Here is a 13,667-nt window from a genome sequence, read left to right as displayed (position 1 = left end):
GTCCCCCTCATCCTGCCTGCGCCTCGACGCCTCGGTTGATCGGCACGCCCGCGTCCGCGTCGGCCGCGACGCCCGGCGCGATCCGCTCCTGCTCGTCGCGGGGCAGAGTGTCCTCGTCCACGGCGCCGCGGGGCGCCGTGTCGGATCCCGTCTGGGACCCTACCCCTGTGGCGTCCACCACGATGACGGTGATGTTATCCCTGCCACCAGCCAGGATGGCCTCGGCGACCAGCTTGCCCGCCGCCTCCTCCGCGTCCGCGTGGCTGAGCAGGAGCTCGGCGATCCGCTCGTCGGAGACCTCGCCCGTCAGACCGTCCGAGCACACGAGCACGCGGTCGTGGGCGGCGACGGGTACGTAGCGGAAGTCCGCGCGCGGCTCGTCGTGGGACCCGAGGGCCCGCGTGATGACGTGCCGTCGCGGGTGGGTGCGCGCCTGGTCCGGCGTCAGCACGCCGGCGTCGACCATCTCCTGGACCTCCGAGTGGTCCACGCTCACCTGGTCGAGGGCGCCGCCGGAGAGCAGGTACGTGCGCGAGTCGCCCACGTTGACGAACAGCCAGTACGCCACGTCCTCGAGGTATGCCACCACCACGCCCGTGAGCGTCGTCCCCGCACCGCGGCCGGGCGTGCCCGTGTCGATCGAGCGCACGCGCTCCTGGGCGACGCCGAGGAGCGCCTCGACGTCGTGCGGCTCGATGCGCCCCATCTCCGTCAGCGGGCGGAGCGCCTCCAGCGCGGTGGCGCTCGCCACCTCGCCCGCGTCATGTCCGCCCATGCCGTCCGCGACGAGGAAGACCCCGCCCGCGGCCAGGTAGCCGTCCTCGTTGAGCGCGCGCCGGACGCCGCGGTGTGACGCTGCGCCCCAGGCGATCGTCAGCTCGCGGTCGCCCGTCACGCGTTTCCCTCGGGGTGCACCATGACCCGGCGGTCGCCCAGGTGGATCGTCGACCCGACCGGCACGCGCACGCGGGCGCCCGGCTCCGCGACCCGCGGCGGGAGGCCGGGCGCGGACACGACCGTGCCGTTGGTGGAACCACGGTCGGTCAGCCAGAGCCCGGCCGAGTCCACGCCCATCTCCGCGTGCGTCTTGGACACGGAGCGGGTCGGGTCGTCGATCTTCACGAGGATCCACGGGGACCCGTCCGGGGACTGCGGGTTACGGCCGATGAGCGCCGGCCCGTCCACCACGTGACGCGTGCCGGACTCCAGCTCGAGCTCGACGGTGGAGACCGGCGCCGGCGACATGCTGCCCGCCGTCGTGGGCACGTGCATCCGGGTGGTGTCCCACGAGGGCTGCTCGCTCGTGCCCGGGTGCACCGCGGGACGGGTGGGGCGGGAGTCGAGCTGCTCGAACGGCCCCGGCTGCTGGGTGGCGTGCTGGGCGGGCTGCTGGGTGGCGTGCTGCGCGGGCTGCTGGGTGGCGTGCTGGGCGGGCTGCTGGGTGGCGTGCTGCGCGGGCTGCTGGGTGGCGTGCTGGGCGGGCTGCTGCGCGGGCTGCGACGCCGTGGGCACGCCCACCGGGTAGGTGGGCTGCTGCGGGGGTGTGGCCTGGTGCGGCGGCGACGCCTGCTGCGGCTGCTCGGGACCGGAGAGCCCGGGCACGCCTGTGATGATGCTGCCACCCTCGGTGGTGCCGAAGGGTGCGGCGCCCGTGGTGGCACCGGGCTGGGCGGCCGCCGCGTCGGCCGGGAAGGCCCACGGGTCCGGCAGCTGCTGCTGGGTCGTGGTGCTGCCCGGGGCGGGCTGACCGCCGGGGCCGGGCTGCGGGGCCGGCCAGCCTCCGGGGGCTGCGGTGACGACCGGCGGCTGCACCGGGGCCGCGGGGCGCCCCTGCACCGGCGGCGGAGCCATCTGTCCCGGGGCGCGCGCGCCCTTGACGTCGACCACGACGCTGCGCGCGGCCTTGTCGTGCCAGCCCTGCTTGCGGCCGGAGCTGTCCCAGGCGGGGCTGAAGAAGATGACGAGCTGGAACACCGCGCAGCCGATCACGCCCGCCGCCACGATGAGGTAGCGCAGGAACGACCGGCCGAAGCCGATCGGCCCGCGTGTCTCCGCGTCGACCGTCCGCAGGCCCAGGACGAGGCCGCCGACGGTCTTGCCGGTGCGCCCCTCCCAGATCCACATCGCGACCCAGTAGGCGAGCGACAGCACACCGACCAGCGCGTACAGGCCCATCATCTTGCTGAGCAGCTCGGCCGCCTCGTCCTGCGACACCGTCCGGACCGCACCGCCCAGGCCCATCGTCTGCAGCCCGACGAGCAGCACGATGCCCGGCACGACGCCGCCCGCGACGCTGTCGACGAGCCACGCCAGGAAGCGCTTGCCCATCCCGGCGTACGGCTCCACGGCGCCCTGCTCACGGCCCATCGGCAGCACGGCCCGCTGCGTGGCGGTGTACGTCTCCGGGTCGGTCATGGCGGACGGGTCGCTGTTCCGGTACACGGGCCCGTTGGGGTTGCCCGCGCCGAGCGACACGCCCACCCCTCCCGCGGCTGCCTGGACCTGGCCGCGTGGAGCCGCGGGAGGCTCCACCACCGGCCGCCCGGTGCGCGGGAACTCGCGCCCGCACACGGAGCAATAGGGCGATCCGGCGGTCTGCGGAGAACCGCACCCCGCACAGACGACGTCGGTCATCGAGCCTCCCGCTCTGCGCCGCCCGATGACATCCGGGCACGGATGGAGCGCAGCGACAACGCCGCGCGCAGGCGCTGCCGCCCGCTGACGTTGGAGCGTATCCCGCCGACGAGGTCGTCCACCTCTCGCCAGAACGCGGCGACCTCCGCCTCCGTGGGCTCGACCGGTCCGAAGACCGTCGCGTCAGCCCGGTGGGCGAGGGTCAAGGTGGACGGCACGCCGTGCGCACCGGCGATCAGGCCGGCGCTCTCGCGGCGCGTCGCCGCCGTCGGAACGGTGGTGCCGAGGTCCGTCGCGATGTCCACCACCTCGTGCCAGCCGCCGCTGACGCGGTCGGCGAGGCGTTCGGCGCTCCGGCGCTGAGCCCGTCGCCGGGCCTTGTAGGCCAGGATCAGGGCGATCGGCCCGACGATCAGCAGCAGCGGGATGCCCGCGGCGAGCAGGATCAGGCCCAGACGGCCCCAGTCGAAGCCCTCGTTCTCGGTCTCCTCCTCGGAGTCGTCCTCGACGCTGCCGGCCTTCGCCTTGGCGGGCTCCTCCGGGGGCTCCGGCTCCTCGAGCACCGGCGGCTTGGGCACCTGCTCGCTCTTGGGCTCGGGCTGGATCTTGGTGTCCTCGTCCGGCTTGACGTCGATCGGCACCCAGCCGTAACCCTCGAAGGGCACCTCGACCCAGGCGTGCACGTCGGCGCCGGTCGCCACGAAGGGCTCGCCCGGCTCACGCGGAACCTCGGGATCGGGGTAGAAGCCCATGACGACGCGGGCCTCGATGCCCGCCTGGCGGGCCATCAGTGCCAGAGCCACCGCGAACTGCTCGTCGTCGCCGATCATCTTGTCGTCACCGACGAGGGTGTCGATGCGCTCGGCCGCATGGCCCGGCCGCGACGGCGGCTGGGTGTCGAGACCGTGCGAGAGGACGCCGGACGCCTGGAGCGCGTCGCGCAGCAGGTACAGCTTGATGACGGGATCCGTCGCCTCGCCGGTGAACTGCGCGGCCTTGCCCGGCACCGTCGAGGGCAGCGACTGCTTGTCCGTGTCGGGCAGCTTCGCCTCGGCGATCCGCCCCGCCTTGAGCTGGTCCTCGCCGGGGTCCGCCGTGACCAGCGTCTGCAGCACGTAGGTGTCGCCCTGGCGCACCCGGGCCGTGGTGATCGCGGTCTCGGTGGTGGCGTTGTAGTACGTGGTGTCCTGCTGGTCCTCGGCACGCTCGCCCTGCCAGGTGACACCCGTGAGGTCGCCGACCTCCGGCACCCAGACGCCGTCGTACGCCCCCACGGTGACCTTGACTGTGGCGGGCCGGCCCGTGGCCGACGTCTCGATCTCGTCGCCCACGCGGGTGAACACGCCTGTGTCGCCGCCCTTGCCCGTCACGTCGAAGACGACGCCGTCATAGCTGTCGAGCGTCGCGAGGCGGACACGCCCGTTCTCGGGCAGGCCCTCGACCGTGAACAGCTCCGTCTCGCGCAGGTCCTTCGCGTACTTGCGGAACGCGACCAACGGGCTCGTGTACTGGTGGACGTCGAACGGCGGCACCACCGTGTCGCGCAGCACCGTGCGCGGCTCGGCCGGCATGATCGCCGGCCCGGCGAAGCCCGCGGCGACCGCCGCGACGCCCAGGATCGTGGCGCCGGTACGCACGCGGTACCAGCGCAGGCGCCGGTTGGCCTCGGCGCTGGACTCCGTCGCGATCGAGTGGGTGCCCACGCGGGCCTCGGTCACCCGGGCGGAGCCCCAGAGGAGGGCCGTGACGGAGACGATCAGGCCCTGGACCACCGGCAGCGCGGGCTCGATCGTCCCGAGCAGGATCACGCCGACGAGGCCGGTCAGCACCACGACGACCGCCCAGGCGGCGTGCTTGGCCCGCCAGGCGATGGTGCCCGCAACCAGCGACACGACCATCATGAGCAGGAACGGCACGACCGCCAGGTCCGGGAACGACTGCATCGGCGGGACGGTGGTGACGAACTCCTTCCACCCCTGGACCGCACCGAGCAACAGCTCGCGCAGGGTCTCCAAGGACGGCACCACGCCGGCGATCGTGGTGCTGGGCAGCGCGAACGCCCCGCCGAGCACGAGGTAGGCGACCACGGCCGCCGCCAGCACGGTCACGGCGGGCCAGCGGCGCCAGGCGCACAGCCAGGCGACGCCCAGGCCGACGACCACCCCGCCGATCGCCGGCAGGAGGTACCCGGACGAGCCCCAGACGGGCCCGAAGCCGATCACGACGGCGGCGAGCATCACCACGAGCGCCAGGGCGTCGACGGCCCCGCCCCGCGTGAGCGCGCGGGGGGTGCTGGAGCCCTTGCGGCGCGTCGTCCCGCGGCCGGTCCCGGTCCAGCTGCCCGACGGCGGCGCGGCGGCTGCCCCGCGAGGGTGGCTGCCACCTCTGGTGGTGTGTTCTGCGGACCCGCCCGGGAGGGCCCCACCCGCTTGAATGTGGCTGGCGGACCCGCCCGGGAGGGCCCCACCCGCTTGAATGTGGCTGGCGGACCCGCCCGGGAGGGCCCCGCCCGGTTGAATGTATCCAGCGCTCATGCGTCACTCATCTTTCGGAGCGCGAGGGGAAGGTCACTGAGCCGGCCGAGCGTGAGGACGCTCAGCTCGGCGATGGAGTGGCGGCTCAGCGAGGCACCCGGCACGCACTGCATCGCCATGACCGTGACGCCCGCGGGGACGCGCGCCGAGGCGGCGCGCAGCTCGGTGGGTGTGACGAGGGAGCCCACCACGAACGCGATCACCGACGCGTCGCTGACCGTCGAGCCGGCCACCCGGGCCAGGTCCACGAGCTTGCTGCGCGCGGGCTTGCGCTCGATCCGGGAGAGGTCGTCGAGGAGCCGGGTGCGGTGGTCGCCACGGAGCGAGCCCTCGTTGACGAGGACGGTGACGCCGCGGTCCTCCTTGATCGCCTGGAGACCCAGCGACCCGCAGACGCTCACGGCCAGCTCGAACTCGTCGTCGTGGCCGTAGTCCTCGGCCCGCGTCGAGAGCAGCACGGCCAGGTGCGAGCGCCGCGTCTCCTCGAACTGGCGGACCATGAGCTGGCCCGTGCGTGCGGTGGTCTTCCAGTGGATGTGGCGGCGGTCGTCGCCCGGCACGTAGTCGCGCAGGGCGTGGAACGACACGTCCGAGTTGGACAGGTCGTTGGTGACCCGGCCCTCGAGATCCTTGAGGAAGCCGGTGGAGGAGCCCGCGAGGTTCTTGATGCGGGGGTGCACGAACAGCTCCTCCTCCTGGGTCCACGTCACCTCGCGGCGGAGGAGGCTCAGGGGATCGGCACGGACCGACTTCACCGGACCCACGCTGATGACGCTGCGGCGGTGGGTCGGGATCGTGAAGATCTCCTCGTGCGAGGCGCCCGCGCGCAGGCGCGGCACGGGGAACGCGGCGGTGCCGGTGCCGACCGGCAGCTCCATCACCGACGGGAGGAGCATCCGGCCGGAGGCGTTCCGCACGTCGAGCCGGCCCACCGCCCGGTCACCGACGGTGACCCGGCGCTGGGCGAGGTCGAGCTCGACCTCGTAACGGAACCGGCCGAGCACGAACGCGATCGCCGCGAGCAGCACCACCGTCAGCAGCACGGCGGCGATCACGACCTCCATCCACGACAGCATCAGCCCGGCCACCCAGGCCGCCACCGTCGTCGCGAGCACGCCGAGGCCGAACCTGCTGAACGTGTCGGTGACCGGCGCGAGCGCGTCGGCCACGGCATCCAGCCGGGGCCGCGCGGCGGCCCCGACCGAGATCGCTCCCCGTCGGGCGCGCGCCGTCAGCGCCTCCGCCTGCAGGCGCACAGCAGCGAGGCCCCGGGCGTTCACCTGCCGCTTGCCGTACCCGGTTCCCGACCCGGTCGACCCCGCGAACCCGCTCATGCCGTGCGACGCTCCTGCGGCGCGGCCACGTCGGACAGGATCCGGGACAGGACCACGTCGGAGCGCGCGCCCGCGAACTCGGCCTCGGGGTCGAGCACGAAGCGGTGGCCCCACACCGGGTGGGCGAGCTCCTTGATGTCGTCGGGCAGCACGTAGTTGCGACCGTGGGCGGCGGCCCAGACCTTGGCGCAGCGCACGAGGGCCAGGGCGCCTCGGACGGAGACGCCGATGCGCACCTCCGGGGCGTTGCGCGTCTCCTCCGTGAGGCGCGAGATGTACTCGAGCACCGCGGTGTCGGTGTGGACCGACGCACCGAGGATCGCCATCTCGGTCACGGCCTTGGTCGTGATGAGCGGGGCGAGGGCCAGGCTGCGGTCGCGCACCGCTGAGCCCGACAGGATCTCCACGGTCGAGGCGTGGTCCGGGTAGCCCACCGACGTCTTCATGAGGAAGCGGTCCAGCTGGGCCTCGGGCAGACGGTACGTACCCGCCTGCTCGATCGGGTTCTGGGTCGCGATCACCATGAACGGGCGGCCCACCTCGTGCGCCACGCCGTCGACGGTGATCCGGGACTCCTCCATGACCTCCAGCAGCGCCGACTGCGTCTTCGGCGAGGCGCGGTTGATCTCGTCCGCCAGGACGATCGACGCGAAGACCGGGCCGGGGTGGAAGTCGAACTTGCCGGTCTTCTGGTCGTAGATCGTCACGCCCGTCACGTCGGACGGCAGCAGGTCCGGCGTGAACTGGATGCGGTTCTGCGTGCCCTGGACCGACGCGGCGATCGCCCGCGCGAGCGAGGTCTTGCCGGTGCCCGGTGCGTCCTCCAGCAGGAGGTGGCCCTCGGCGAGCATGCAGGTCAAGGCCAGGCGAACGACGTTCGCCTTGCCCAGCACCGCCTGCCCGACGTTGCCGACGAGCCGTTCGAAGGTCTGGGCGAACCAGGCCGCCTGCTCGGGGGTCATCGTGGTCATGTGTGTCGTTCCCTCGTCTGGTTCAGGGCTGTCTGCCCGGGTCGTTGTCGTCAGGACGTCGTACGTGGCGAGCGGTTCACCAGGCGCGGTCCTCGTACGCCTTGCCGTTGATCACCACACGGACGCGTTGCGTCTCGCCGTAGTAGCAGGTGAGCTGCACCTGACCGTTCGCCGGGACCCGTACGGAGCTGTCGGTCCCGAAGGTCCCCCAGGAGCCGTCGTAGTCCTGGCAGCCGACGTCGTAGGTACCGGCGTTGAAGTCCTGCGTGTTGAGCATGAAGTACCAGCAGGTGCTCGAGCAGTCGTCGGTGGCGTTCGAGTTCGAGCCCTTGGTCACCCACGCCCGCGGGTCCGGCGGCGGGTCGGTCGTTCCGGTGGCCGCGCCCCACGGGCCCCAGCCGGCGGCGTTGTGGGCACGCGCCTCCAGGCGGAACGTCACGTTGTAGCCCTCGTTCACGTCGACGTTGCCCGTGCCGCTGCCGCTGCGCGTCTGGTTGCCGTCGCGGAACAGGCGCCAGTCCACCTGGTCCACGGCGTTGCCGCCGTTGTCCGCGGGCGCCGCGACCGAGAAGTACCCGTCGTTCGCGGCGGTCTTGTGCCACGCCACGCGCGGCGCGCTCGGCGTCGTGTAGGGGTAGAGCTGGTTCGAGGCCGCGGAGGGACCGGAGCAGGTGCCCTGGTTGCACGCGCGCACCCGGAACGTGTACCTGCCGCCGTAGTCCATCGTGTACGTCCAGGGCGAGCCGGCCGTGGTCCAGCCGCCGCCGTTGACGCTCACCTGGTAGTAGCCGCCCGGCCCGCGGAAGCTGGTGATGCCTGCCCACGTCACCCTCGCGGTCCTGTCCTGGGGCCCGCTGTGCGCGGCCACCGGCGCCGCCGGGGTGTCCGGCGTGCCGTACGGGACCACCGCGTTGGACCGGCCGCTGGCCGGGGACCTGCCGGCCTTGTTCTCCGCGACCACCGTGAACGTGTACGACGAGCCGCTGTCCAGGTCCCCGACGGTCTGCGAGGTCGCCGCCGGCTCGATCGTCACGGTGCGCTCCACGGCGCCGTTCCGGAGCACGTTGAGGAAGTACCGCTTGATGGCGTCGCCGTTGGCCGCGGGGGCGTTCCAGGCGACGTTGATCTGCCCGCCGGCGGCCGTGTCCACGCGCGTCGCGGTGGGCGGCGCGGCCTGGGCCGGCGGCCCTGCCGGCGTCTCGGGCTGAGAGGGCTCCGACCAGTCGGACGGGTCCGGTGCGGCGTTCTTGGCCTGGACCGCGACCGTGTAGGCGGTTCCGTTGGTCAGGCCCGACCACACGATCGAGCTGCCCGTCACGCAGGTCTTCTGGATCCTGCCGTCGTCCGGGGCGGGTGAGATCTCCAGGTGCACGCACTCGATCGGGGACCGGTCCGTGTAGGCCTGGTTGACCCAGCTGACGGTCAGCGACGAGTCGCCGAAGACCAGGGTGGGCGGAGCCGGCTTCTCGGGCTTGTTGTCCGGGCGCGCCTCGTCCGACGGCGGCGACGGCGGGCCCTCGTCGACGTCGTTCGTGGCCGTGACGGTGAACGTGTAGATGACGTTGTTGGTCAGTCCGTCCAGGGTGCACGTCGTGGTGGCGCACTCCTTGGTGTACCCGTTGCTGGACCGCACGGTGTACCCGGTGATGTCGGCGCCGTTGTTGTTCGGCGGGTCCCACGACAGCACGACGGTCTCCGACCGCACCTCCTCGACGCGCGGCTTCGCCGGCGCCTCGGGCTTGCCCAGGACGGTGAGCTGGACACGGCCCTCGACCTCGCGGTCGGGGTCCTTCGTCGCGTCCTGCACCCGGTACCGCACCACCATCACACCGACGAAGTCCTCCGACGGCGTCACCGCCACCTGGTTCCCCGCGTACACGGCGTCGCCGCTGCCGGTCTCGATGATCGGGTTGCCGCCGACGAGCGTGAGCGGCGTCTCCGGGAACGGGTTCGAGTCGTTCGCCAGCACGGGGACCGTCACCTGGTCGCCCTGGTGCGCGTCCTGGACGGCGTCGTCGTTGGCCCGGACGAGGGGCCGCGTCGAGCCGACGACCGTGACGGTGGCCGTCCCCGAGACGGGCGGGTTGTTGTCGTCCGTGACCGTGAACGGCAGCTGGACGGACGTGCCCTTGGGGACGTCCGGCCGGGCCTGCGCCTCGAGGGTCGAGGCGGACACCGCCGTCGCCACGCCCTCGGCGGCCTCTCCGACCGAGAACTCCAGCGGGTCGCCCTCCGGGTCGGTGACGTACCGGCCGAGGTCGACGGCGGCCTCCTCGCCCGCGGCCACCTCGAGGGTGGGCGTACCGGCGATCACCGGCGGCATGTTCTCCGGCGGCATGACGTTGATCGGCAGGATGAGCACCGCTTCACGGGCCTCAGGATCGCCCGGGCCGGTGCCGTCCGTCACCTCGAAGCTGATCGCGGTACCGCCGGCGAAGTCCTCGCGGGAGGTGTAGACCATGGTGGCGGGCCCGGTCACCGACACGGTGCCGTCCGCGGTCTTCACCTTGCTCTCCTCCGTGATGCGCGGGGTACGCCCCTCGGCCACCTCCACGTACTGCGTGAGGTCGATGTCCAGGGGCACGCCGCTGATCGCCTCGAGCGGCTGCAGGTCGGCCCGCAGGTGCGGGCCCATCCGCGACGGGTCTCCCGGGATGCGCAGGAAGGCCTTGGCCTGCAGGTCGTCCATGTCGGTGACGGTGTACTCGATGACCTGCGGCGCGTCCGTCAGCTCGACCACGACCTCGCCGGTCTCGGACACCGTCGCGGTCGGCGCGTCGACGGTGAGCTCGAGGTCGCTCGCCACGCCGTCCGGATCGACGTCGTTACGGAGCGCGTCGACCGTCACGGTCTGCCCCGTGACCGCGTCGGCGGGCACCACGTCGTCCCGGGCGACCGGGCGCAGCAGCGGCGCGTCCTGCGCCACGGCCACCGTGATGGTGCCGGCGGCACGGGCGGCGAACGCGTCCTGGACGCCGTAGTAGAAGCTGTGCGTCCCCTCGGAACCGGGGGCCGTCACCACGACACGCTCGTCGGCCACCTTCGGCGCAAGGTCCGGCGCCCCCTCGAAGGCGTCACCGACGAGGCCGATGCTGTCACCGTCGGGGTCGGAGTCGTTCTCGAGCGCGTCGACCGCGACCGTCCGGCCGGGCCGCACCGCCGTCTCGTCGTCCACGACGACGGGGGGCTGGTTCACCTCCGGCGGGACGGCGACGCCCACCCGCACGGTGCCCTCGGCGACGGCGCCGCGGGTGTCGACCGCCGTGTAGGTGAACGTGTCCACGCCCGACGCCGACCTCGCGGCCGTGTAGTCCAGGTACCCCTCGCTGATCTTCACCGTTCCCTTGGCCGGTGCCGACGAGACCGAGCTGAGCATGACGTAGTCGCCGTCGGGGTCCACGCCGTCCAGCGGGAGCGTGATGCGGACGGTGCTGCCCGCGAGGACCCGCTCCTCGACGTCGGGCAGCGCGGGTGCGGTGTTCTCCTCGGTGTCCACCACGTTGATCGTGATCTGGGCCGAGTCCTTCTGACCGTTGGGGTCGGCGACCTCGTAGACGGCGTACGCCGACCCTGCCTTGTCCCCCGCCCGGAAGCGCACCGTGTCCTCGGAGACGAAGGCCTCGCCCATCGCGGGGTCCGCGGTCTCGACGAGCTCGTCGTCGAGCTTCAGGTCCAGGCCGTCCGGATGGCTGTCGTTCTTGAGGACCGGGATGGTCACGACGTCGCCCACGTGGACCGTCGCCTCGTCGGAGCCCGCCTCCGGCGGGCGCAGCTCGTCGGGTGCTGGGATCGGCACGATGCGGACCTCGCCGAACGCGGCCTGCGTGCCGTTCGACACCGTGTACTGAACGGTCACGGGGCCGTCGAGCCGCTTGGCCTCGGTGACCCGGAGCACGCGGTGGGACAGGACCGCGACGGTCACCGCGCCGTCATCGGGCTGCGTCACCGAGCGCACCACCAGCACGCCGCCCGCCGGGTCGGTGTCGTTCGCGAGGACGTCGACCAGGGCCGAGCCGCCCGCGGGGAGGAGCACCTGGTCGGACACCGCGACCGGCGGGCCGGCCTCGTCGGGCGCGTTCATCACGTCGACCCGGACGAGGCCCATGGTCGCGTTCGGGCCGTCGCTGACCTGGTAGGTCACGTCGTAGCTGCCCGGGCTGTCGCTCACGAAGCTGAACGTCCCGGCCGCATAGTTCGGCGTGATGACCGCCGGGTCCTGCTCCGAGACGTTCACGAGCCGCAGCCGGTCGCCGTTCGGGTCGGAGTCGTTGCGCAGCGGGTCCACCGTCACGGGCTGTCCCGCCAGGACGACCACGTGGTCCTGGACCGCCACCGGCGGCTCCTGCGTGGCCAGGACGTCGATGAGCAGCTTGCCCTCCGCGACGAGACCGAGACCGTCGGACACGGTGAGGTCGACGATCTTGCGGCCCGTCGTCGTGCCGCCGTCCCGGAACTCGATGCTCCCGTCCGGCTTGGACCGCACCTCGTCCCCGGCGACGGTCGCAGCGGCGGACGAGAGGTAGAGGTCGTCGCCGTCGGGGTCGCGGAAGTACGGGAGCACCTTGATCGTGGCGACACCGCCCTGCTCGACCCGCAGCACCGGCTCACCGGTCTGGATCGGCTGCGCGTTCTCGCTCAGCGGGACCACGCGCAGCACCACGTCCGCGGCGACGTTGCCACCGCGGCCGTCCGAGACGGTGTAGGTGAAGCTCGCCGTGCCTGAGGCCGAGCCGGGTACCGAGGCCTGCAGTGCTGCGCCTCCGAGCACCTGGTCCACCGTGAGGTCACCCTCGGGCGCGTCGGTCACCGAGGCGGTCATGACGTCGCCGTCCGGGTCGATGTCGTTCGACAGGACCGGGAGCAGCGTCGTGCGGCCCGGTCGGACCCCCAGGTTGTCGTCCTGGGGCTGCGGCGGGCGGTTCTCCTTGCTGCGGTCCGCGACGAACTGGTCCACCTGCTCCGGCGTCGTGGTCTCGGACTCGGTCTTCTCGCCCTCGGCGTCCTCGGGCAGCTTCAGGTCCCAGTCGTCGACCTTCTCGAAGGTGTCGGCCGCCAGCCAGAGAGCGCCCGCCGAGACGTCGTTGAGGACGATGATGTTGCGGTTCACGCGGTACGCGAGCACGGCGCTGCCGTCGACGCCCTCGAGCGTCTCGGCGAAGTCGTTGTCCGTCCCGGGACACTCCCGCATGACCTGCGCCGTGCTGGACCAGGCCCCGTAGGTACAGCCACCGAGCTGGACCGGCTGCGCGGGCGACCCGGAGGCCCGCCGGCTCGTCGCGTGCCCGCCGTCGAGCGGCTGGCTCACGAGGGCCGAGGGCGAAGCGACCACCACGACGCCGGACTCCGCCGACGGCTGCTGGAGGCGCGCGTCCTCACCGTCCTGGAGCTCGACCGTCTCCCCGCCCGGAAGCACGATCGACGAGCTCGTGCGGTTCAGCACCACGGGCTTGTCGCCGACCGCGCTGACCTCCACCTCGTCGCCCTCGCCGACCGGGAGGAACTCCTCCGACAGGCCGTCCTCCTTCGCGACGCCCGTCGTGGCCGTCCTCACCGTGTAGAGCTTGCCGTCCGAGGGGACCGCGACGAACACCGTGCCGTCGCGGGAGACCGCCAGGGAACCACCCTTGCCCAGCTCCGCGGTGGGGTCCGTCTCCTCGGCGTCGAACGACGGCGCGCCGTCGAACGGCAGGACCCACAGCAGGCCCTCCTCAGGGTCGAGGATCGCCGTGGTGCTCCCGCCGTACGCGACCTGCGCTCCGGTGGGCATGCGCACGGTCCCGTCGAGCACCAGGTGCGCCGGGTCCACCGGGCTCGCGGTGAAGGTGCCGCTGTCGGCCAGCAGGACCTTCTGCGCGTCCTGCTCGACGTCGAACGTGGACGAGCCCGCGAGCAGCGTCCCGTCCAGGGCCTGCGACTCGTAGTTGAAGCGCCCGAGCAGGCCGGCCGACGTCTTGGTCACCCAGACACCGGAGTCGTTGAGGTCGACGTCGGCCGTGGCCTGGCCGTCGTGGGCGAGCGCGAGGCCGACGACAGCTCCGGAGAACAACGTCACGATCCCCGTCGAAGCAAGGCTCCGCCGGCTCTCGTAGACCCGCGACAAGAAACCCACTACTCCCCCAAGTGATGGTCGGCCACCGCACGACCGGACCCGCCCTGCGCCTGCGCCGGATGCACCCTACCGAATGACCGGGTGA

The 13,667-nt window shown here is 72.6% G+C and carries 6 protein-coding genes; all 6 read right to left on the bottom strand.

The window, feature by feature from the left end:
- Positions 1-7: 7 nt before the first annotated feature.
- The 6 genes from D1350_RS02505 to D1350_RS02480 all read right to left on the bottom strand — a co-directional run bounded on the left by D1350_RS02505 (position 8) and on the right by D1350_RS02480 (position 13,525).
- On the bottom strand, positions 8-895 hold the full coding sequence (locus D1350_RS02505) for a PP2C family protein-serine/threonine phosphatase (RefSeq protein WP_125773483.1): 888 nt from the start codon (positions 893-895) through the stop codon (positions 8-10).
- Positions 892-2,535: an RDD family protein gene (locus D1350_RS02500; protein ID WP_164544995.1), complete on the bottom strand. Its 1,644-nt coding sequence runs from the start codon at positions 2,533-2,535 to the stop codon at positions 892-894. Before D1350_RS02500 ends, D1350_RS02505 begins: the two co-directional genes overlap by 4 nt.
- A gap of 95 nt (positions 2,536-2,630) precedes the next feature.
- A complete protein-coding gene (locus D1350_RS02495; protein ID WP_125773479.1) occupies positions 2,631-5,168 on the bottom strand; it encodes a transglutaminase-like domain-containing protein in 2,538 nt (845 codons plus the stop codon).
- A complete protein-coding gene (locus tag D1350_RS02490; RefSeq protein WP_125773477.1) occupies positions 5,165-6,502 on the bottom strand; it encodes a DUF58 domain-containing protein in 1,338 nt (445 codons plus the stop codon). The genes D1350_RS02495 and D1350_RS02490 overlap by 4 nt, the downstream gene beginning before the upstream one ends.
- On the bottom strand, positions 6,499-7,473 hold the full coding sequence (locus D1350_RS02485; protein WP_125773475.1) for an AAA family ATPase: 975 nt from the start codon (positions 7,471-7,473) through the stop codon (positions 6,499-6,501). Before D1350_RS02485 ends, D1350_RS02490 begins: the two co-directional genes overlap by 4 nt.
- A 76-nt stretch (positions 7,474-7,549) precedes the next feature.
- Positions 7,550-13,525 (bottom strand): Ig-like domain-containing protein, encoded by a 5,976-nt coding sequence (locus tag D1350_RS02480; protein WP_240643830.1) that lies wholly within the window; start codon positions 13,523-13,525, stop codon positions 7,550-7,552.
- Positions 13,526-13,667: the final 142 nt, after the last annotated feature.

The organism is Antribacter gilvus, from assembly GCF_003946865.1.
Taxonomy (GTDB): domain Bacteria; phylum Actinomycetota; class Actinomycetes; order Actinomycetales; family Cellulomonadaceae; genus Antribacter; species Antribacter gilvus.
The sequence above is the reverse complement of the archived record's forward strand: the minus strand, read 5'-3'. Positions and strand labels throughout refer to the sequence as shown.